This is a genomic window from Streptomyces sp. XY431, from assembly GCF_001279805.1.
Lineage (GTDB): Bacteria > Actinomycetota > Actinomycetes > Streptomycetales > Streptomycetaceae > Kitasatospora > Kitasatospora purpeofusca.
This window is the reverse complement of sequence record NZ_LGDO01000057.1, coordinates 11,418-33,033: the sequence shown is the minus strand read 5'-3', so window position 1 is coordinate 33,033 and position 21,616 is coordinate 11,418. Positions and strand designations below refer to the sequence as shown.

Annotated in this window: 11 protein-coding genes; 7 read left to right on the top strand and 4 right to left on the bottom strand. The window is 76.6% G+C overall.

Features of this window, described 5'->3' with window-relative positions:
* The first annotated feature begins 3 nt into the window (after positions 1 to 3).
* The 7 genes from ADK60_RS08925 to ADK60_RS08895 are packed head-to-tail and all read left to right on the top strand — an operon-like array spanning position 4 to position 7,271.
* On the top strand, positions 4 to 1,326 hold the full coding sequence (locus tag ADK60_RS08925; protein WP_045942561.1) for an aminotransferase class III-fold pyridoxal phosphate-dependent enzyme: 1,323 nt from the start codon (positions 4 to 6) through the stop codon (positions 1,324 to 1,326).
* A gap of 19 nt (positions 1,327 to 1,345) precedes the next feature.
* Positions 1,346 to 2,374 carry an NAD-dependent epimerase/dehydratase family protein gene (locus ADK60_RS08920; RefSeq protein WP_045942566.1) on the top strand — a complete coding sequence of 343 codons (1,029 nt, stop codon included), beginning with the start codon at positions 1,346 to 1,348 and terminating at the stop codon, positions 2,372 to 2,374.
* A complete protein-coding gene (locus tag ADK60_RS08915) occupies positions 2,356 to 3,006 on the top strand; it encodes an HAD family hydrolase (RefSeq protein ID WP_045942562.1) in 651 nt (216 codons plus the stop codon). The genes ADK60_RS08920 and ADK60_RS08915 overlap by 19 nt, the downstream gene beginning before the upstream one ends.
* Before the next feature lie 17 nt (positions 3,007 to 3,023).
* Positions 3,024 to 4,364 carry a condensation domain-containing protein gene (locus ADK60_RS08910; RefSeq protein ID WP_045942563.1) on the top strand — a complete coding sequence of 447 codons (1,341 nt, stop codon included), beginning with the start codon at positions 3,024 to 3,026 and terminating at the stop codon, positions 4,362 to 4,364.
* A complete protein-coding gene (locus tag ADK60_RS08905; protein ID WP_053644675.1) occupies positions 4,361 to 5,098 on the top strand; it encodes a GNAT family N-acetyltransferase in 738 nt (245 codons plus the stop codon). The genes ADK60_RS08910 and ADK60_RS08905 overlap by 4 nt, the downstream gene beginning before the upstream one ends.
* A gap of 55 nt (positions 5,099 to 5,153) precedes the next feature.
* Positions 5,154 to 7,001, top strand: coding sequence for an HAD-IIIC family phosphatase (locus tag ADK60_RS08900; protein WP_053644673.1), 1,848 nt, complete (start codon positions 5,154 to 5,156; stop codon positions 6,999 to 7,001).
* Positions 7,002 to 7,271: a hypothetical protein gene (locus ADK60_RS08895; protein WP_045942564.1), complete on the top strand. Its 270-nt coding sequence runs from the start codon at positions 7,002 to 7,004 to the stop codon at positions 7,269 to 7,271.
* 104 nt (positions 7,272 to 7,375) lie between these two features.
* Here the strand turns inward: ADK60_RS08895 and ADK60_RS08890 are convergent, their stop codons facing one another.
* From ADK60_RS08890 to ADK60_RS08875, 4 genes are all read right to left on the bottom strand, one after another.
* The gene (locus ADK60_RS08890; protein WP_053644671.1) at positions 7,376 to 8,212 is read right to left on the bottom strand and encodes a class I SAM-dependent methyltransferase; all 837 of its coding nucleotides are present in this window, start codon (positions 8,210 to 8,212) and stop codon (positions 7,376 to 7,378) included.
* 143 nt (positions 8,213 to 8,355) lie between these two features.
* Positions 8,356 to 13,458, bottom strand: coding sequence for a non-ribosomal peptide synthetase (locus ADK60_RS47530; protein ID WP_053644669.1), 5,103 nt, complete (start codon positions 13,456 to 13,458; stop codon positions 8,356 to 8,358).
* A 31-nt stretch (positions 13,459 to 13,489) separates the two neighbouring features.
* Positions 13,490 to 15,931 carry a lantibiotic dehydratase gene (locus tag ADK60_RS08880; protein ID WP_053644667.1) on the bottom strand — a complete coding sequence of 814 codons (2,442 nt, stop codon included), beginning with the start codon at positions 15,929 to 15,931 and terminating at the stop codon, positions 13,490 to 13,492.
* The gene (locus ADK60_RS08875; protein ID WP_053644665.1) at positions 15,924 to 21,368 is read right to left on the bottom strand and encodes a type I polyketide synthase; all 5,445 of its coding nucleotides are present in this window, start codon (positions 21,366 to 21,368) and stop codon (positions 15,924 to 15,926) included. The genes ADK60_RS08880 and ADK60_RS08875 overlap by 8 nt, the downstream gene beginning before the upstream one ends.
* Positions 21,369 to 21,616 lie beyond the last annotated feature (248 nt).

Genomic DNA, 21,616 nt, shown 5'->3' with positions numbered 1-21,616 from the left:
GCCATGGACGACCACCGCACGCTCCCCGCACCGTCCTCGCTGCTGTCCACCCGGATGCCGTTCGAACCGCTCGACTACAGCCACGCGGCGGGCTCCTGGATCCACCTGGCCGACGGCCGCCGGCTGCTCGACGCCTCCAGCGGACTCGTCTGCGTCAACATCGGGCACGCCCACCCGCACGTCCTGGCCGCGATGGAACGCCAGGCGCGGATCGCGACCTTCGCCTCCGCCGGCGCGCTGCGCCCGGCGGTCCAGGAGGAGCTGGCCGCCCGCCTCACCGAGGCGGTCGGGCGCCCCTCCGACGCGGTGAGCCTCACCAGCTCCGGCACCTCCGCGGTCGAACTCGCCGTCTCCCTCGCCCGACTGGTCCAACGCGGCCGGGGCGAGGAGGGGCGGCACCGGGTGCTGACCGCACGGCTCGGCTACCACGGCAACAGCACCCTCGCCCTCGGGCTCTCCGGGCACCGGCGGCGCCGGCCGCACCCGGACGACGCGCTCGGGCTGGCGCCCGCGTTCGACCCGCCGTACCCGGGGCACCACCGGGCCTGCCCGTTCGACACCTGCCGGGCGGAGTGCGTCGAGGAGGTGGTGAAGGCCCTCCACGAGGCGGGTCCGGAGACGGTCGCCGCCGTCCTGATCGAGCCGGTCAACGGCACCACCGGCGGCGCCTTCACCCCGCCGCCGGGTTATCTGGCCGCCCTCCGCGAGGCCTGCCACCGGGCCGGCGTGCTGGTGGTCCACGACGAGGTGCTGACCGGCCTCGGCCGCACCGGACTGCCGCTCGGCGCCGACCACTGCCCGGGCGGCGAGGCCGACCTGCTGGTGCTCTCCAAGGGCCTGTCGGCCGGCTACCACCCGGTGGCGGCCGTCCTGGTCGCCCCCGAGCACGCCGAGGTCCTGCGCGGCGGCGGACGCCCGCTGCCGCTGATGGGCACCATGTCCGCGACGCCCCTGGCCGCGGCCACCGGTCTGGCCGTGCTCGACGTCCTCCGGGAGATCGGCGCGCTCGCACCCGGCCGGGTGCGCGGGGCGGAGGTCGGCGAAGCCGTCCGGGCCGCCACCGAGGGCCTGGCGGCCGTGCGGCGGATCCGCGGCGTGGGCTACTTCCACGCCGTCGAACTCCGCCCCGGCACCCAGGCGGCGGCGCTGCGCGAGGCGCGCGAGGCCGGACTCCTCCTGTACCCCTTCAATGGGTTCGAGGCCGACGGGGGCGGAGAGGGCCTGATCGTGGCCCCGCCGCTCACCGTGACCTCGGACGAGATCGACTTCCTGACCGGGGCCCTGCGCGGCGCGCTCGCGCGTACCGCCCCGGACCGGAATCCCTGATGTGAAAGGCAACATGCTGATGGCAGGTCCCACAGCAGCACCCGCGGCGGCACCCGCGGCGGTGGCACTCGCGGCCGACTGGTCCGGCCGCCGGGTCATGGTCACCGGCGCGGACGGCTTCATCGGCTCGCACCTCACCGAGGCGCTGGTCGCCCGCGGCGCCGAGGTCACCGCCGTGGTCCGCCGGGTGTCGCACACCCAGGTCACCAACGGCTTCCGCAACCTCCCCGGGGCGGCGGCCCGCCGGCTCGCCGGGGTGCTGCACCTCGACCTGGCCGGCGCCTCCGCCGTCCAGGTGCTGAGCCGGGTCGAGTCGGACGTCTGGTTCCACCTGGCCGCGGACGCGTACGTCCCGGCCTCGCTGCACCAGCCGGCCGCCGTCGTGCAGACCAATGTGACCTCCACCCTGAACGTGCTGGAGGCGGCGATGATCCGCCGGCCCGAGCACGTCCTGGTGACGAGTTCGAGCGAGGTCTACGGCACCCAGCCCGAGGCGATCACCGAGCGGCACCCGCTCGAACCCGCCACCCCGTACGCCGCCTCCAAGGTCGCCTGCGACCGGCTGGCCTGGTCGTACCACAACGCGCTGAAGGTCCCGCTGACGATCGTGCGGCCCTTCAACTGCTACGGCCCCCGGCACGTGTACGACGCGGTGCCGCTGTTCCTGGCGAAGGCGCTGCGCGGCGAGCCGATCACCGTCAACGGCACCGGCGAGCAGACCCGCGACCTCACCTATGTGGCGGACACCGTCGAGGGCTTCCTCGCGCTGGCCCAGCTGCCGCCCACCGGCGAGGTCTACAACATCGGCACCGGCACCGACCACCGCGTCGTCGACGTGGCCCGCGCCGTCCTGGAGCTCACCGGCTCGCGCAGCGAGCTGCTCTTCGGCCCCGAGCGCGCCGGCGAGGTGCACAAGCTCCAGGCCGACCCGGCCAAGCTCACCGCCGCCACCGGCTGGCGCCCCGGCCACGACCTCACCGCCGGTCTCGCCGCCAACCTCGACTGGATGCGCACCCACCTGGAGCAGCTGTGGTCGACGCGGTCCTGATCGACGCCGGGGGCGTCCTGTTCAACAACATCTCCGAGGAGACGGACTTCCTCGACCGCCTCGCCCGCCGCTACGGCGCCGACCCCGCGCTGCTGCCCGCCGCGCTGGACGAGCGCGACGCGGCCTACGAGGTGGGCCGGGCCCACGTCCACGACGTGCTGCGGGACGCGCTGGTCGCCGCGGGCGCGCCCGCGGACCTGGCCGTCGAACCGGACTGGCTCGACGCCCAGTACCTGGACTGCCTGGTGGCGCACGCCCCGGCCTTCACCATGCTCGCGGAGCTCCGCGAGCACCGGCCGGACCTGCTGCTCGTCCTCGCCAACAACGAGGCCGCCCACTGGGACCGGGTGAAGGACGGGCGCCACGGCCACCTGGGGCTGGTCGACGTGATCGCCTCCTCGTGGCAGGTCGGCCGGGTCAAGCCGTCCGCGGAGTTCTTCGCCGCCGTCTCCCGGTCCTGCGGGCACCCGCTCGACCGCTCCCTGCTCATCGACGACAACCCGGAGGTGCTGGCCGCCGCCGAACGGCTCGGTCTGCACGTCCTGCACGCCGCGTCACCCGCGGCGCTCCCGGGCCAGGTGGCCCGCCGGCTCTCCTACGAGTCCGCCGCCGCCCGTCCCGCCGCCCTCTGATCCAAGGACCACACCTCATGACCCAGCTCGCCCCGGAAGACATCGCGGCCGCCCGGGCGCTGCCCCTGCTCCCCGAGCAGCGTCGCTTCCTCACCCGCAACCTGCCGGAGGAGCACCACTGGAACCAGGTGGCGCTGCTCAAGGCTCCCGCCGAACTGACCGCCGACCACGTCCGGTCCGCGTTCCTCTCGGTGATCAACTCCCACGACGGCCTGCGGCTCTGCCTGTTCGGCAAGGAGCGCGGTCCGCTGGGCGTCCAGGCCCGGCCGCTCGACACCATGCCGATGGAGAGCGTCGACCTGCGCGGGCTCGCCCCGGCCGAGGCCGAGGCGGCGCTCACCCGCGAGTGCACCCGGATCCAGGGCTCGATGCGGATGCACCAGTCCCCGCTGGTCCGGCTCGCGTACTTCACGCTGGACGGCGGCGAGCGGCGGATCCTGCTGGTGATCCACCACTTCGTCTGCGACGGCCTGTCGTTCGGCATCGTCCTCTCCGACCTGGAGCGGGCCTGCCGCGCGGTGCTCGCGGGCCGCGCCCCGTCCTTCGCGCCGGCCGGGACCACCGCCGCGGACTACGCGATCTGGCTCACCAAGCTGCTCGGCCGCCCGGAGCTGCGCGAGCAGATCCCGCTCTGGGAGCGGATCGGCCGCGCCACCGACCCGGTGCCGCTGGACCGGCCCGAGGCCAACACCATGGCGACCACGGACACCGTGGTGGCCGGCCTCGGCCACCAGGACACCGCCCGGCTGATGGACGAGGTGCTGCCCGCCCGCGGCCTGGGCATGGTGGACGTCTTCCTCACCGCCGCCGTCCCCACCCTCCAGGGCGCGAACGGCACCCGCGGCCTGCGCACCAACCTGATCGGCCACGGCCGTCGCGGACTGCCGGAGCAGCCGAACATCGCCCGCACGGTCAGCTGGCTGTCCACCCGCTACCCGCTGACCGTCGAGGTCGACACCGCCGGCGACTTCGACGCCCAGCTGGAGTCCGTCGGCAAGCAGACCTCCGAGGTCCCCATGGACGGCGCGGGCTACGGCCTGCTCCGCTACCTCGGCGACCCGGAGACCGCCGCCCGGCTGGGCGCCTCCGGCGAGCCGGACATCACCGTCAACTACCTGGGCAAGCAGGGCGGCGGCGCCTCCACCGCCACCAAGCTGCTGACCCGGGCCCCCGAGTCCCCCGGGCCGGACGAGACCGAGTCGGGCGAGCGCGAGCACGTGCACGGCATCGACGTCCTGGTCAGCGGCGGCGAGCTCAAGGTGGTCTGGTACTACAGCACCAACCAGTTCGACCGCGGCACCGTCGAGGGCTACGCCGCGGAGCTGCTCGACCGGGTGCGGGGCGGGCTGCTGCGATGACCGGCCGGCCGCACCCCGGGCCCGGCCGCACGGACGCGGAACTCGCCGCCGTCCAGGCCGAGGCGCTCTACGTGATGGACGACGAGGGCGTGCTGACCGCGGTCAACGACGTGGGCCGCCCCGCCCCGGCCCGGTGCTTCCTCTCCCGCACCCGTGCCTCGGTGCGGGTCTGGACCAGCGCCGAGCTGCCCGCCGCGACCGCCACCGCGATCCGCGCCTGGGCCGCGGCCCAGCCCCCGGTGGAGGACCTCACCGAGGTCGCCGAGGTGCCGGCCGAGGTGGCCCGGCTGGTCGCCGGGCACCGGCCGGTCACCGACACCTTCGTCGGCCCCGCCTTCGCGGTGCTCGACCCGCTCGCCTCCCCCGAACTCCCGGGGCTGCGGTTCGAGGTGTGCGGTCCCGACCGGGCCGAGGTGTTCCGGGCCGACTTCCCCGAGGTCACCGCCACCCTGGCGGAGCGCCAGCCCACCGTGGCGGCCTTCGACGGGGACCGCCCGGTCGGGGTGTGCTGCTCCGCCCGGGTCGGCCGGTGGGCCTGCGAGGCCGGCACCGAGACCCTGCCCGAGTACCGGGGCCGCGGCATCGCCTCCGCCCTGGTGGCCCGCTGGGCCGAGCAGGTGGAGGCCACCGGCAGGACCGCCCTCTACAGCACCGAGTGGGACAACCACTCGTCGCTCGCCGTGGCCCGGCGCCTCGGCCTGCCCCTGTATGCCGTCAACATCAACCTGTACTGACCGTGGTGCGGCCCGCTCCCCCGGAGCGGGCCGCACCGGGAAGGCAAGAAGCGACGTGTCGCAACTGACGACCGGCCACCTCCTGCGCCGGGCCAAGGACCTCGCCGACGGCAGCGGCGACCGGGAGTTCCGGCAGGTGGTGCGGCAGATCGCGGCCGCGGCGGACGCCCGGGAGCTGCTCAGCCTGGCCCGGATCGTCGACTCGCGGACCACGCCGCCGCCGGCCGACCGGCGGATCCGGGTGGCGCTGGCCGGGAGCTTCACCACCGACCTGCTCGGCCGGATCCTGCGGATGGCCCTGCTGCGCTGCGGCGTGGACGCCCAGGTGGACGTCCACGGCATCGGCCAGTACGGCAGCCTGCTGGCCGACCCGTCCAGCGAACTCCATCTCAGCGCGCCGGACTTCGTGGTCCTGGCGGTGCACCACGACGAGCTCGGCCTGCCGGCCGACTCGGCCGATCCCGACCGCGAGGTGGCGGCCGAGGTGGCACGCTGGCGCGCCCTGTGGGACCGCGCCGCCGGCCCCGGCGGGGCCCGGGTGGTGCACTGGCTGTTCGCGCTGCCCGACGACCTCGCGCTCAGCTCCTTCTCCGCCCAGCAGCCCGGCTCCCGGTACCGGATGGCCCGGCAGGTCAACGCCGCGCTCGCCGACGCCGCGAACCCGGACGTGCTGGTGGTGGACTGCGAACGGCTCGCCTCCTCGGTCGGCGCCGCGTCCTGGTTCGACCGGCGCACCTGGCGGCTGGCCAAGCAGCCGATGGCCACCGAGGTACTGCCCCTGCTCGCGACCGAGACCGCGGGACTGATCGCCGCCGACCTCGGCCTGTCCAAGAAGTGCCTGGTACTGGACCTGGACAACACGGTCTGGGGCGGGACGATCGGCGAGGACGGCCTGGACGGGCTGGTCCTCGGCGGCGACGCCGGCGAGGGCCACCTCGACCTCCAGCGGCTCGCGCTGCGGCTGCGGGACAGCGGCATCGTGCTCGCGGTCTGCTCCAAGAACAACCCGGAGGACGCCCGGCTGCCGTTCCGGGAGCACCCGGACATGCTGCTGACCCTCGACGACATCAGCGTGTTCAGCGCGGGCTGGGAGCCCAAGGCCGTCCAGCTGCGCCGGATCGCCGAGGAGCTCGGCATCGGCGTGGACGCGCTCGTCCTGGTCGACGACGACCCGGTGGAGCGGGCCCAGGTCCGCGAACTGCTGCCCGAGGTCGACGTGGTGGACCTGCCCGCGAGCAGCGGGGACTACGCGCACACCCTGCGCCGGTACCCGCTGCTGTGGCAGGTCAGGAGCACCGAGGCGGACGCCGGGCGGGCCGACTCCTACCGGGCCAGGGCGGCGGCGGGCCGGCTCCTCGAGGAGAGCCCCGGCCTGGACGACTTCTACCGCAGCCTGGCGATGACCGGCGCGTTCCTGCCGGTCGACGACATCTCCCGGCCGCGCGCGGTCCAGCTGCTGATGAAGACCAACCAGTTCAACGTCACCACCCGCCGCCACACCGCGGCCGAGCTGGACCGGCTGCTCGCCGAGCCCGGGGCCGTCCACTTCACCGCCCGGCTGACGGACCGCTTCACCGCGCACGGCCTGGTGGGCCTGCTGCTCGCCCGGCGGACCGCCGAGGTGCTCGCGATCGACACCTGGCTGCTCAGCTGCCGGGTGATCGGCCGCACGGTGGAGGACTCCATGTTCCACACGCTGGCCGAGCGCGCGGCGGCCACCGGGGCGCGGGCGATCGAGGGCAGCTACCTGCCGACCGCCAAGAACGTCCCGGTGGCCGAGCTCTACCGGCGGCTCGGCTTCGACCTGGTCCGTTCCGACCCGGACGGCGCCACCCACTGGCGCTACGACCTCTCCGGCGCGGGCCGGCCGGCCCGCAACCCGTTCATCACCGAAGGACAGTGAATGCCGCTCACCACCACCGAGCTCGTCGGGATCATCGCCGCCGAGATCGAGGACATCCGGTTCGGGGAGATCCCGGCCGCCGACATCGCGCCGGACACCCTGCTGTGGTCCGTCTCGGAGGAGGCACTCAGCCTCGGCCTGGAGTCGGTCGAGCTGTTCGAGCTCGTCTACCGGGTGGAGGCCCGCAGCGGGCTGCGCTTCCCGGAGGACTTCGAACTCGTCTCGATCACCAGCGTCGGCGACCTCGCCGAGCGGCTGACCGCCGGCTGACCGGCACCGGACGCGGAACGGGCGGTGGCCCCCACGGATCCCGTGGGGGCCACCGCCCGTCGCGTGCGCGGTCCCATCGGCCGCTCGGGGGGCCGGGCCGCCGGTCAGGCCGCGGTGGCGACGACCACCAGGGCCTCGACCGGCACCTCCAGCGGCCCCGCCGGGCCGGCGAACGGCGCGGCCCGGCGCAGGAACTCCTCCCGCAGGGCGGCCCGGCCCGGCGTCCTGAGCAGGTGCCGGGCACCGACCGAGGCCCGGGCCATGCCGTCCCACCAGGCCTCGGCGGAGGGCAGGGCGACGGTCCGGCGGTGCCGCTCGAAGCGCGGCCCGGCGAAGCCCGCCCCGAGCAACCCGGCCCGCAGCTCCCCGGGCTCCGTCCGCCGGGCCCGCTCGGCCATCACCGCGCGCACCTCCGCGGGCGCCTCGTCCAGCAGCAGCTCCCCCAGCAGACCGGTGAACGGAGAGCGGTCGGGGCCGCTCCAGGTGGTCAGCACCAGCTCGCCGCCCGGCCGCAGGACGCGCCGCAACTCGCGGAGTCCGCCGTCGAGTTCCGGCAGGTGCGGGAGCAGGAAGGCCCCCGCGGCGGCGTCCGCCGCGCCGTCCCGGAACGGCAGGGCCGTCGCATCGGCGGCGAGCACCGCTCCCCGGCCGAGGGTCGCGACGGCCGCCGCGCACATCGCCGGCGAGAGGTCCGTCGCGACGCAGCGCAGGCCCCGCTCCCGCAGCCGCGCGCCGAGCGTGCCGTCGCCGCACCCCAGGTCGAGCACCGTGGCGCCCGGCCCCGGTGCCAGGGCGGCCGCGGTGGCCTCGGCGAACAGCGCCGTCACCGGACCGAAGAAGTCCAGGTAGGCGGCGGCCTCCCGGCGGGCTTCGAGCGCCCGGAACTCCCGCAGCCGCTCCTGGGTGTGCTGGGTGTCCTGGGTGCGGGCTTCGAGCCTCACAGGCCGATCTCCTTGCTCAGCGGCCGGACGACCCGTCCGGGCCGGTCCGGACGGGTGGTGTGCCGGTGCCGGGCCCGGCCGGGGGTCGGTCCTGCGGTCCGTCGCCGGTCCTGCGGTCGTCGCCGGTCCCGGGGTCGTCGCCGTCATGGCCGGCCCCCGCCGGCCCGGGCCGCCCGGCGCAGCTCACGGGCGCTCAGGCCGGTCGGCGCGGGGTCGGGCCCGGCGCTGCCGTCCGCCCGGTCGGTCCGCTCGGTACGGTCGGTACGGTCCGCCCGCTCGGTACGGTCGGTGCCGGTTTCCGCCGGGGCGAGCCCGGCGGCCATCCGCCGTACGGTCGACTCCGTGAAGACGGTCAGCGGCGCGACGTCCAGGCCCAGCTCCGACCGGAGCTCGGCGGCCAGCCGCAGCGCCCCGGCGGAGTCCCCGCCCAGGTCGAAGAAGTTGTCGTCCGGGCCGACCTCGGGCCGCTCCAGCACCCGGCCCCAGATCCCGGCCAGCCGCTGTTCGAACTCCCTGCCGCCGAGCCGGGCCCGGGCCGGGCCCGAGGTCCGGGCCGGTGCCGGCGTCCGTCCGGACGGCGGCACCGACGCGCCGGGGCGGAGCAGCTCCGGCAGGTCGAGCTTGCCGTTGGCGGTGAGCGGCAGCCACGGCCGGACCACGACCTCGTCCGGCAGGTGACCGGCCGGCAGCCGACCGGCCAGCCAGCCTCCGACCTCGGCCGGGTGCAGCGTCCCGCCGGGGAGCGGGACGACGCAGGCGACCAGGCGCGGGGCCGTCCCCGGCGCCGCGTCCAGCGCCACGGCGGCGTGGGCGACCCCGGGGGCCTCGCGCAGCCGACGGGCGATCTCGGACGGGGAGACCCGGTGGCCGCGCACCTTGACGGTGCCGCCCGCGCGGCCGAGGAACTCGACCGTGCCGTCCCAGCGGAGCCGGCCGCGGTCGCCGGTGCGGATCAGCGAGTGCCCCGGGTCCCCCCAGGGGTCGGGGCGGTGGACCTCGGTGGTGCCGTCCTCGTCGTCCAGGTACCCGAGGGTGGGCAGCGGGCTGCGGACCGCGATCTCGCCCACCGCGCCCACCGGCAGCGGCCGGTCCGCCCGGTCGACCACCGTCAGCCGGGCCTCGACCGCGCCGGCGCCGAGCCCGGTACGGGCCGGACCGGCCCAGTCGGGAGCGACCTCCGCCGCGCTCGCGGCCTGCGGCGTCTCGGTGGTCCCGTAGATCGTGACGATCCGGGCGGCGGGCGCCGTCCGCCGCCAGGCCGCGACGGTGGCGCCGGACAGCTGGTCACCGCCGAAGCAGGTGAGCCGGACCCGGTCCAGCACGGTGTCCCCGGCGGCGGCGGTGCGGGCCAGCAGGTCGCCCATCAGCGGGGTCAGGTGCAGCACCGTCGGGCCGAAGCCGGCCAGGGCGGCGAGCATCCGTTCCGGGGCGATCCTGGTCCGCTCGGAGGGCACGGCCACGCAGGCGCCGTTCCAGAGCGGCAGCAGCAGGTCCCGGAGCATCGGGTCGTGGGTGCGGCCGGACAGCAGCACGAAGCGGTCCCGCGCGGTGAGGCCGAAGCGGTGCGACCAGTCCGCGAGGAAGGCCGTGAGCGGCTCGGCCGCGCCCAGCACCAGCTTGGGCTCGCCGGTCGACCCGGAGGTCGCCAGGACGTAGCGCGCGGTGGCGGACCGGCCGGCGGGCCTGCGCACCCGCTCCGCCGGGAGCGGCGCCGCGCGGTCGGCGGGAGCCACCGCCGGCCCCGCGTCGCCGTGGGTGAGGGTCCAGTGCGGGCGGGCCCGTTCGACCAGGCGGTCGCGCCAGGGCTTCGGCTGGGCCGGGTCCTCGGTGAGGACGACCGCGTCGGCCGACCAGGCCCCGAGGATCGAGGCGACCAGGTCGCGGCCCTCCGCCGCGGCGATCCGCACCAGCTCCCCCGGGCGCAGTCCGGCCCGGTGCAGCGCCTCGTGCACGGCCGCGGCGGCGGCGCGCAGTTCGCGGTAGTCGCAGGTGCCCCGCTCGTCCACGACCGCGGGCGCGTCGCCGGGGTGCGCGGCGATCCGCTGCTCCAGCGACCGCTCCGCCGACCGGCGCGGTGCGGCAACCGGGACCGGGGCCGGGCCGATCTCGACGCCGGTGCCGGTGGCCGGGCCGTCGAGGAGGGTGCGCAGCGTGTCCGTGACCTGCTCGGCCAACGACTCCGCCCACGGGGGGTCGAAGCGCTCGGCGTCGCAGACCACGTCCAGCACGGTGCGCCCGTCGCGCCGGTCCACGTAGAGGGTGAGGTCGAACGGGGCCCCGGAGACCGGCGGGACGGCCCGCCGGGCGGTGGCACCGGGCAGCCGCAGGCCGCGCTCCGGGAAGCTCAGCGCGTTGAACCAGACCGAGAACAGCGGGGCCGGGCCGCCGCCGCTGCCCGCCCTGACGGCGGCCACGACCTCCTCGTACGGCACGTCCTGGTTCATCTGGGCCTCCGTCAGCGCGCGCTGGGCCCGCCGGACGGTCTCCGGCAGCGCCTCGGCGAGCTCCAGCCGCAGGGCCACGGTCGCGTTGAAGAAGCCGACCGTGTCGCCCGTGGCGGCGGTGGTCCGGCCGCTGAGCGGAGCGCCCAGCACCAGGTCGGTGCGGTCGCTCCAGGCGCCGAGCACGGTGGCGAAGCAGCCCAGCAGGACGGCCGCCGGGGCGCAGCGCAGCTCACGGGCGGCCGTGTCGAGCCTGCGCGCCAGCTCCTCGGGCAGCTCGTGCCGCACCCGGACCGGTGCGGGCCGGCCGGTGGCGGCCCGCACCGGCAGGTCCGGCGCGGCCGGCAGGTCACGCAACCGCCCGGTCCAGTGGGCGAGCTGCTCGGCGGGCGGCGCCTGCCCGGCGGCCTCGGCGCTGTGCGCCGCGTAGGAGGGCGCCGGGGGCAGCGCCGGGGTCAGGCCGGCGGCGCGGGCCCGGTAGCACTCCGACAGCTCGTCCCAGAGCACCTCGACGGACCAGCCGTCCAGGACCATGTGGTGGGCCACCAGGGCGAGCAGTCGGCGCCCGTCGGTGGTCGGCAGCAGCGCCCAGCGGGTGAGCGGCCCGGTGCCCAGGTCGAAGCGGGTGCGGGCCAGCCGGGCGAGGTGGTGCTCGGCCGCGGCGGGGGTCAGCGGCCGGGGCAGGACCTCCAGGCCGTTCGCGGGCGCGGCGTGCCGGTGCTGCACCGGGCGGCCGTCCACCGTGCGGAAGGTGGTGCGCAGGGCGTCATGACGCTCCAGCAGGTCCCGGACGGCGTGGGCGAGCGCGGTCTCGTCGACGGGGCCTTCGAGCTCCCAGACGTCGACCACGTTGTAGGCGCTCTGCCCGGGCTCCAGCTGTTCCAGGAGCCACATCCGGCGCTGGGCCGGGGCGAGCGGGACGTCCTGACCGGGCGGCAGGCCCGGCCCGACCGGGGCGTCCGGCCCGACCGGTGCGGCGGCGCGGACCCGGGCGGCCAGCTCCCGGACGGTGGGCCCGGCGAGCAGTTCGCGGATCTCCAGGACCACTCCGAAGCGCTCCCGCAGCCGGACCAGCAGCCGGGCGGCGAGCAGCGAATGCCCGCCGAGGGCGAAGAAGTCGTCGTCCGGGCCGATGTCGGTCCGCCCGAACAGCTCGCCCCACAGGGCGGCGAGCGCGGTCCCGACGTCCCGGCCCGGGTCCGGCGGGGCGTCCCGGCCGAGGTCCTCGCCGCGGTCCTCGCCGGGGTCCCGGCCGGTCGCCGGCCCGGCCGCGCCGTCCGGCCGCGCGGTGACCAGCGCCAGCAGCGCCGCCCGGTCGAGCTTGCCGGTGGCGGCGACCGGCAGCGCGTCCAACCACTCGATCGCGCTCGGGATCATCGCGGCCGGCAGCCGGGCCGCGAGCAGGGCCCGCAGTTCGGCCGGGGCCGGGCGGGGCCGCTCCCCCGGCACCAGGAAGGCCGCCAGCGCCCGGTCGCCCAGCGGGTCCAGGAACGGCAGCACGGCCGCCCGGCTCGCACCGGTGGCGGCCATCAGCAGCCGGCGGACCTCGCCGGGCTCGATCCGCTGGCCGTGGATCTTCACCTGGTCGTCGATCCGGCCGACGTAGTCGTACTCGCCGTCCGGGCGCAGCCGGACCAGGTCGCCGGTGCGGTACAGCCGGCCGCCCGGGGCGTCCGGGTCGGGCAGGAAGGCCCTGGCGGTCAGCTCGGGCCGCCCGAGGTAGCCGCGGCCCACCCCGGGGCCGCCGATCCAGAGCTCGCCGTCCTCGCCCGGCGCGACCTCGTGGCCGTCACCGTCCCGGACGGACAGCCGCGAGCCGGCCACCGCGGGGCCGATGGTGACCGGCCGGCCGTCCCCGGCCCGGGAGACCCAGCAGGTGGCGAAGACCGAGCACTCGGCCGGACCGTAGGGATTGACCACGGTCGCGGTGCTGTGCTCGCGCAGCCGGCGCAGCAGCGGCTCCGGCAGGGCCTCCCCGCCGACCACCAGGACCCGCAGGGCGTCGAGCCGGGCGAAGCGCCGGTCCTCCATCAGGACTTCGAGCATCGACGGCACGAACTGGGCGACCGTGACCCGGTGTTCCCGCATCATCCCGACCAGTCGGACCGGGTCGCCGTGCGCCCCGGAGGGCACCACCAGCAGCCGGGCGCCGCACACCAGGGGCCAGAAGAGTTCGCAGACCGAGTAGTCGAAGGCGTAGGCGGTCTTGTGCAGCACGGTGTCGTCCGGTCCGAGCGGGACCGTCCGGGCCAGCCAGCCGACCTTCCGGGCGATCGCCCCGTGCTCGTTCAGCACGCCCTTGGGGCGGCCGGTGGAGCCGGAGGTGAAGACCGCGTAGGCCGCGTGCCCCGGGCCGACCTCGGGCAGCGGCCGGTCGGGACCGACGGCCGAGGGCGCCGCGCCGGGCCGCCGGTGCCCGAGGTCCGTCAGCCCGGTGCCCTCCGGGAGCGCGCCGGCCGGCGGGGGCCCGGAGACCACCACCTGCCGCACCCCGGCATCGGCGAGCATGCCGCGCAGCCGCTCGGCGGGCTGGTCGGGGTCGACCGCCAGATAGGCGCCCCCGGCCCTGAGCACGCCGAGGACGGCCGCCACCAGGACGGCTCCGCGCGGCATCAGCACCGCGACCACCTCGCCCGGCCGGACGCCGCGGGCCACCAGCTCGCCGGCGATCGCGCCGGCCAGCTCCCAGAGCCCGCGGTAGTCGAGGGCCTCCCGGCCGTCCTCGACCGCCACGGCGTCCGGGGTGCGGCGGACCTGGTCCTCGACCAGGTCCGTGAGGGTGGTGGGGGTCTGCGGTTCGGCCACGCGGCTCACTTCCTCGCTGCTCACTGCCTCGCTACTCGCTTCCTCGGCGGTCGACGCCGTCCCGGTCCTCGCGGACGTGGCCCGCGTCGACGTGGCCCGAGCCGTCGCGGTCCGCGCCGTCGCCGGGCTCCAGGCCGTGGTGGTCGACGGCGACGAAGCGGAACTCCGTCGTGTACCGCCCGATGCCGGGCCGGGACAGCCACAGCCCGTCGGGGTCCGGCAGCATCTCGCTGATCACGAGTTCGGCCGGGCCCTCCTTGGCCGCCTTGCGGACCATCCGCAGCAGCGAACGGACCAGCAGCGGGTTCCGCGCGTCGACGTACACCGGCTTGCGCTCCCCGGTGACCCGGACGAAGGTCCGCCGGGGCAGGCCCAGCCGCTCGGCCAGCAGCCCGAACGCCCGGTGGTCCGCGGCCTCGTCCGGCGAGGCGCCCAGGTCGAGGCCGTCGGCCGGCACCCGCCAGGTCTCCCGCACCACCACCAGGCCGTCGATCGTGATCCGGGGGACGTGCGGCAGGTCGGGGACCATCCCGAAGGCGTTCACCGTGACCATGGAGAGCAGTTCGCCGAGCACCTCCAGCAGCTCGGCCCGGAAGCCGCCCCCGGCGTCGCCCACCCACAGCACGCCGTCCTCGCGGGTGATCGTCAGCCCGGCGGCGGGCAGCACCGCGGCGGTGGGCGCACCGCCCGGGTCGTTGCCGATCGACCAGTAGGTGTACGTGGGCGACAGCAGGGCGAGCGGCGGGAAGGTGCGGGAGGTGACGGCCCGCCACTCCTTGGGCACCCGCCACTCCTTGGGCAGCATCGGCACCACGCGGTGGCCGATGCCGTCCCGCTCGACCCGTTCCAGCAGCTGGGCCGGGTCGGGGTGCTGGGCGCAGAACACCCGGTTCTCGGTGGTGTTGACGGCGGCGTGCAGCTCGCCGAGCACGAACAGCGCGTCGCCGGACGCGACATCGGCCGGGTCCGCCGCGCTGACCATCAGGTCGGGGCTGTGGTAGCGGGCCGCCGTCCAGCCGGCCCGCGGACAGTCGAAGGTCTCGCGCACGGCCGCGCGCAGCTCCGCCGAGTCCAGGGTGACCGGCCCGTCGGCCCGCTCGACCGCATCGGCGAGCAGCGCCCACCACCGCTCCCGCAGCCGGGACGACACCTGGGCCGGGACGACGGCCTCCGCGCCCACCAGGTGCGGGCCGAGCAGCAGGGTGAGCGAGCTCAGCCGGACGGGGCCGTCCGGGTCGCGCGCGACCAGCCCGTCGTACAGCTCGTCGGCGATCCGCAGGTACTCCCGGGCGACCTCGTGGGTCAGCCAGCGCGCGGACTCCAGGACGAGTGCAAGGGCGGGGCCGAAGGCGGCCACGGCCGACCGGCCGAGCCTCAGCTCCACGTCCCGGACGGTGTCCTCGTACACCACCGTCCGGCCCGCCCCGAACTCGCCGTCCCTGCGGTAGGCGCCGGCCCCGGTGACCTCCTCGAACTCCCGGTGCAGCGCGGCGACCGCCGCCACCACCGCGTCCGGGTCCCCGGCCGCCCCGGCCACCCGGTCGCGGGCCGCGATCAGCCGGTCCAGCTCGGCGAGCGCGGCCCGGACCGGTCCGTCCTGCGCGCAGGCCAGCAGCCGCGCGCGCAGGTCCTGCTCCGGCCGGGAGCCGAGCGGCACGGTCAGGTCCCAGCGCAGCAGGCCGCGGCGTTCGAGCGCGGCCAGCCGCTCCGGGACGGCCTGCTCGTCCGCGGGGTCGAGCAGACCGAGCCAGCTCGCCTCCTCGGCCAGTTCCCGGGCGGAGCGGGTGCCGTTGGCGGCGGCGAGCAGCACGGCGGACAGCTCGTCGAGAGTGATCGGCGCGCGGTACGGCGCCACCGCCACCCCGCCGCGCAGCTCCACCGAGGGGTTGCGGCGCGGCGCGACCCACGGGCGCAGGCCGTGCCGCTCCAGCAGCGCGTCCGCGACCGCGTCCACGGCCCACACCTCGAAGTAGACGGAGCGTGCGGACAGCAGCCCGGCCCCCGCGTCCACCCGCATCCCGTCGCCGTCGTCGACGGTGCCCCAGGCGACTGGTCCGAAGAAGCCGATGGTGTCGTTCTTGGTGCAGTAGCGCTGCACGTAGCGGGTGAGGACGGTCTCCTTCTCCCGGACCCGGTTGTTGCGCCGCTCGGGCAGCGGGCGGGCCGCGAAGCCGTCGAGGTGGGTGGCCACCAGCTTCGGGTTCTGCCAGGCCACGGCCTCCCGGAAGAGCGGCTCCCGGGCCACCTCCAGGAGTGCCTCGGCCGAGCTCCGCGCCGCCTGCTCGAAGCGGGCGGCGTACGCGTCCGGCCGCTCGTCCGCCGCCGGCGGCGCGGGGTCGGTCGCGAGCCGGTCGACCCACTCCGCCGGCATGCCGGCGGTGCGGACGACGAACTGGTCCCAGAGCGCGAACGCGCCGGTGTCCAGCGGGATGTGGTGGGCCGCCCGGCCGGGGCGCGCGGGTCGCTCAGCCATGGAGGGCCTCCGCCACGGTGCGCTGGAGCTCGCCGAGGGTCGGGTGGTCGAACATCGCCGAGATCGGCAGCTCGACCCCCAACTCGTCCCGGATCCGGTCCACCAGCTGAATGGCCGCCAGACTGTCACCACCGGCGTCGAAGAAATCCTCCTCCGGACCACCCGCAGCACCCAGCACCTCCGCCCACAACTCGGCCACCGGACCACCGACCGGCACCACAGCCCCGACCGCCGCCGGTACCGCCACGGCCTCGACGAGCGGTTCCGCCACCGCCGCCTCCCGGCCGCCCCGCAGGGAGGCCTGGGTGAACGCGCGGACGCGGTCGAGCTTGCGGCGCAGCCCCTCGGGGGCGATCACCACCTGCGGGCCGAGGTCCCGGGCCAGCAGCCCGGTGAACAGCCGGGCGCCCAGGACCGGGTCGAGCACGGAGTCCTCGACCCCGGCCCGCTCCGGGTCGGCCGGGACGGCGGGCAGGACGGGGACGGCGGAAGGCGTGCCCGGGGTACCCTCGGCGCCCTCGCCGCCGGCGTCCCCGCCGGTCCGGCGCAGCCGCTCGACGGCCTGGGCCGCCATCGCCCGGTCGATCACCCGCAGCGTGAACCCGCGCACGGTGACCACCTCGCGCCCGGCCTCGTCCAGCAGTGCGAGGTCCCGGACCAGCGTGCCGCGGGCAGCGTCGGCGTGCGGGGTGACCAGTGCCGTGACGGTCGCCGGCAGCGCCTCCCGGACGACGATCTCCCGGTACGCGAAGGGCAGCGCGTTGACGCCCTCCGGCAGCGGCAGCGCGAAGGAGGTGGCGCAGTCCAGCAGGGCCGCGTGCAGTTGCTCCGTCGCGACGTCCGCGGCGTGCGCGACCGGCAGCGACAGTTCGGCCAGGACGGTCTCCCCGCCCGCGGCGATCCGCCGCAGGTTGTGCCAGCGCGGGCCGACCGTCATCAGCCCGGAGCCGTCGTTGTACTCCGGCAGCGGCCGGGGCTCGGGGTGCTCGGCGCGCAGCCGGCCGAGGTCGTGCACCGGCATCTCCTCCGCCACCGGGGTGACGGTGCCGCCGGCGTGCTGCACGGTCCTGCCGCCGTGCTCCGAGGTGACCCTGAACCGCCGTCCGGCGCCGTCCGGTTCCAGGGTCAGCGCGAGCCGGACCGGACCGTCGACCGGCAGCGGCGCGGTGAACGTGACGTCGGAGAGCCGCAGCGGCCCGGGGTGGAGGGTGCGGGCGGCGCGCAGCACCAGCTCCAGGTAGCCGGTGCCGGGCAGCATCGGTACGCCGTTCAGCCGGTGCTCGTCGAGCAGCCAGGCCTCGGGCGTCAGCACGACCTCGAAGGCGCCCTCGGGGCCGTCCGGACGCGCGGTGATCCCGACGCCCGCGTCCGAGCGCCACCGGGGGTCGTGGCGCGAGGCCTGGGCCGAGCTGTCGGCGGCCATCCCGGCGCCGTCCCAGGAGGGCCAGTTCACCGAGACGGTGCGCCCGGGCCGGCGCCGGGCGCGGTCGTGCGCGAAGGAGTCCAGGAAGGCGTTGGCCGCGCCGTAGTCGGCCAGGCCGAACTGGCCGCTGAGCGCCGCGACCGAGGAGAACAGCATGAAGAACTCGGGCTCGTCGCCCAGGAGTTCGTCGAGCAGCAGGGTGCCGCGCACCTTCGGGGCGAGTACCCGCTCCGAGGTCGCGCGGTCCTTGACCGCGATCATGCCGCCGCCGGTCACCCCGGCCGCGTGCACCACCCCGCGGACCGGCCCGAGCTCGGCCCTGGCCCGGGCGACCGCGGCCGCCAGGGCGTCCCGGTCGGCGACGTCCCCGGCCAGCGGCAGCACGGTCGCGCCGGTCGCCTCGATCCGGGTGATCGCCGCCACGGCGGCCAGCTGGTCGGCGGTCAGGCCGGTGCCGGAGTGCCAGTGCTCCCGGGCCGGCAGGCCGCGACGGCCCAGCAGCGCGAGCCGGACCCGGCCCAGTGCGGCCAGTCGTTCGGCGGCGATCAGGCCCAGGGCGCCCAGGCCGCCGGTCACCAGCCAGACGTCGCCGTCGGCCACCTCCGGCTCGGCCGCCAGCGCGGCGGGTTCCACCGGGCGGTAGTCGGGCGTCCACACCCTGGTCCCGCGCACGGCCAGCTGCTCCCAGCGGGCGCCGCGGTCCTCGGCCAGCACCGCGCGCAGGGTGCGGGCCGACGGCCCGTCACCGCCGTCCGCCGTCCCGGGCCCGGCGTCGATCACCCGGGTGCGCAGCCGCTCGGACTCCTGGGCGGCGATCTGCAGCAGCGGGACGGCGGCGGCCTTGGCCGGCTCGACGGCCTCGGTGCCGGAGACGTCCCGGATCCGGTCGCCGAGCACGGTGAGCCGGACCGGACGGCCCGGCCGGCCGCTCCGGGCGAGCTCCCGGACGGTGTCCAGCAGCGCCCGGTAGCCCCGGTCCAGCCAGTGCTCGGCCGCGGCCCCGTCGTCGAGACCGTCCGGGCGACCGCCCAGGAGGCACAGCTGGACGATCTCCAACGGGCCCTCGTGGGCGCGGAGTTCCTCGGCCACCCGGGCCAGTGCCCGCTCGCTGTCCGCGGCTCCGACCACGACCGAGGTCACCGTCGCGGCGTCGCCGAGGAGCCGCTCCGCGAAGCCGGCGCAGCGCTCCTCGGTGTCGCCGAGCAGCAGCCAGTGCCGGCCGGCGGTGTCCACCGACGCGTCGGCGCTCCCGTCGAGCGGCCGCTCGCGCCAGCCGGGGACGGTGATGCGGTCGTCCACGGGTGCCTCGGCGTCCGTGCCCGCCGCGGGCCGCGCCGGACCGGCCGCGGCGGTGTCCGTGCCCGGGGCCGCGACGGGCTCCACCGGGTCCGGGTCGATCCAGAACGACGACCGGTCGAAGACGTAGCCGGGCACCGCGGCCGGGATCCGCGGGTGCTGCCCGGAGACGGCCCGCCAGCGGACGGGGACGCCCTGCTGCCACAGCCCGGTCGCGGCGGCGCAGAGGACCGCCGAGGCGTCGGCGGTGGCCTGGGAGGGGAGCGAGACCGCGACGGACCAGTCCTGCGGGGCCCTGGCCGCGGCCCGCCGGATCGCCGGCGCGAGCGACTGCCCGGGCCCGAGCTCGACGAACACACAGGCCCGGTCGGCGCCCGCCGCCTCGACCGCCTCCCGGAACCGCACCCGCCCGGAGAGCTGGCGGCCCCAGTGCGCCGGGTCGACCGCCTGCGCGTCGGTGACGGCGGCACCGGTCAGACCGGAGAACCAGCGCACCACCGGCGGGCGCGGGTCCGACTCCGCGGCCAGGGCGGTGAGTTCCTCCGCCGCGGCGGCCATCAGCGGGGTGTGGCAGGCGCGGTCCGCGGCCGGCACGCCGACCCGGCGGCCCTGGGCCTCCAGCAGGGCACGGACCTCGGCCAGAGCCTCGGCCGGTCCGGCCAGTACACAGGCCCGCGGGCCGTCCTCGGCGGCCACCCAGACCCCGTGCTCCTCGGCCAGGGCGGCCGCCTCGGCCTGCGGCAGCGGCACACCCAGCAGCCCTCCGGCCGGCGAGGCGGCGACCAGCTCGGCGCGGCGGACCACCAGCCGGGCGGCGTCGGCGAGGTCGAGGACCCCGGCCAGGGCGGCCGCGGCGACCTCGCCGACCCCGTGGCCGAGCACGGCGTCGGGGGTGACGCCCCAGGACTCCCAGAGCCGCCCGAGCGCCCACTGCACCGCGAACAGCGCGGGCTGGGCGTACCGGGACTCCCCGAGCCGCTCGGCCGCCTGCGGGCCGCCGTGCAGCAGCAGTTCCCGCAGCTCCTTGTCGAGCACCGGGCCGAACAGCTCCAGGCAGTGGTCGAAGGCCTCCCGGAACACCGGCTCCCCGGCGTGGAGTCCGCTCGCCATGGCCGGGTGCTGGGCGCCCTCGCCGGGCAGCACGAACACCACGTCCGGCGCCTCGCCGACCGGCTCGGAGCCCCGGCGGGCCAGTTCGCTCAGGGCCTCGGCGAGGGTGTCCGCGTCGTCGCCCGTCACCACCAGCCGGTGCGGGTGGTCCAGCGGGCGGCGGTGCAGCGCCCTGGCGACGTCCGGCAGCGCGGAGCCGGTCCCGGCCAGGTGGTCGGCCAGGCGCTCCGCCATGGCCCGCACCGAGGCCGCGGAGGCGGCGGCGAGCGGCAGCACCACGGCGCCCGGCGCCTCGTCCCGGCCGCGGACCCGCTGCGGGGCCTGCTCGATGACGACGTGGGCGTTGGTACCGCCGATGCCGAAGGAACTGACGCCGGCGATCCGCGGCCCGGGCGCCCAGGGCTCGGTGCGCGCGCTCAGCGTGAACGGCGAGGCGGAAAGGTCGATCAGCTCGTTCGGCGCGGTGAAGTTGGCCGTCCCGGGCATGACGCCGCGGTCGACCGCGAGCACGGCCTTGATGAACCCGGCGATGCCCGAGGCGGGGCCGAGGTGGCCGACGTTGCCCTTGACCGAGGAGAGCCGGCAGAAGCCGGTCCGGTCGGTGAACCGCCGGTAGGCCCGGGTGAGCGCCTCGACCTCCAGCGGGTCGCCCAGCGCGGTGCCGGTGCCGTGGGCCTCCAGGTACCCGACCTCGGAGACCTCCACCCCGGACACCGCCAGCGCCTCGTGGACGGCGCCGAACTGGCCGTCGACACTGGGCGCGGCGAACCCGGCCTTGCGGCTGCCGTCGTTGTTGATCGCCGAACCGCGGACCACCGCGAGGATCCGGTCGTCGTCGCGCAGCGCGTCCGCGAGCGGCTTGAGCACGACCGCCCCGGCGCCGTCGCCGAAGATCGTCCCGTCCGCCGCGCTGTCGAACGGCCGGCAGACGCCGTCCCGGGAGAAGATCCCGCCCTGCACCCAGCGGTAGCCGCCGCCGTGCGGGAGCTCCAGCTGGACGCCGCCGGCCACCGCGACGTCGCAGTCGCCGTTGCGCAGCGCCTGGCAGGCCAGGTGGATCGCCACCAGCGAGGTCGAGCAGGCGGTGGCGACGGTCAGGGCCGGGCCGCGCAGGTCGAGCTTGTAGGAGACGATGGTCGCGATGTAGTCGTTGTGGTTGCCGGCCTGGATGCCGATCTCGCCGTAGGTGCGGGTGGCCCTGGCGTTGCGCCGGACGTTCAGCTCCGCGTACCGGTTGGTGGCGCCGCCGCCGAAGACGCCGATCGAGTCGCCGCCGCGCAGGTCGACCCCGGCGTCCTCCAGCGCCGAGTACGCCACCTCCAGGAACACCCGCTGCTGCGGGTCCCGCAGTTCGGCCTCGCGGGGGCTGAACCCGAACAGGCCGGCGTCGAAGTCCGCCACCCGGTCGAGCAGCGGGGCGCGCTTGACGTAGTGGGGGTCCGCGACGGCGGACTCCGGGACGCCCGCCGCGCGGAGGGTGTCGTCGGACAGGTCGCTGACGCTCACCCGGCCGCTCAGTACGTTGGACCAGTAGGTCTCCACGTCGGGAGCACCCGGGAAGCGGCCGGCGACGCCGATCACCGCGATGCGGTCGTCCTCGTGGGTCATGGAGGGTCCTCCTGTCCGGGCACCGGGGAGCGGCACCCGATCGATAAGACGGGGGTTCGGATCGCGGGCGCCGGCCGCCGGGGGTCCGGCGGCGCACGGTGACGGACCACCGGGGTGGTCGGCGGTCGGCGGTCCGGGCGCGAAAGGCGAACGGCGAAGGTGACGGTGACGGTGAAGGTGACGGTGACGGGTGAAAGGGCGGAGCACGGGGAGCGAAGGGTGGGGAGCGGAGCGCGCGGGGCGGGAGC

What these genes read in the sequence shown, in the direction of transcription:
- ADK60_RS08880 (WP_053644667.1), bottom strand. Translation starts at nt 15,931, where the DNA reads ATGGCTGAGCGACCCGCGCGCCCCGGCCGGGCGGCCCACCACATCCCG.
- ADK60_RS08895 (WP_045942564.1), top strand. Translation starts at nt 7,002, where the DNA reads ATGCCGCTCACCACCACCGAGCTCGTCGGGATCATCGCCGCCGAGATC.
- ADK60_RS08910 (WP_045942563.1), top strand. Translation starts at nt 3,024, where the DNA reads ATGACCCAGCTCGCCCCGGAAGACATCGCGGCCGCCCGGGCGCTGCCC.
- ADK60_RS08925 (WP_045942561.1), top strand. Translation starts at nt 4, where the DNA reads ATGGACGACCACCGCACGCTCCCCGCACCGTCCTCGCTGCTGTCCACC.
- ADK60_RS08875 (WP_053644665.1), bottom strand. Translation starts at nt 21,368, where the DNA reads ATGACCCACGAGGACGACCGCATCGCGGTGATCGGCGTCGCCGGCCGC.
- ADK60_RS08920 (WP_045942566.1), top strand. Translation starts at nt 1,346, where the DNA reads ATGGCAGGTCCCACAGCAGCACCCGCGGCGGCACCCGCGGCGGTGGCA.
- ADK60_RS08905 (WP_053644675.1), top strand. Translation starts at nt 4,361, where the DNA reads ATGACCGGCCGGCCGCACCCCGGGCCCGGCCGCACGGACGCGGAACTC.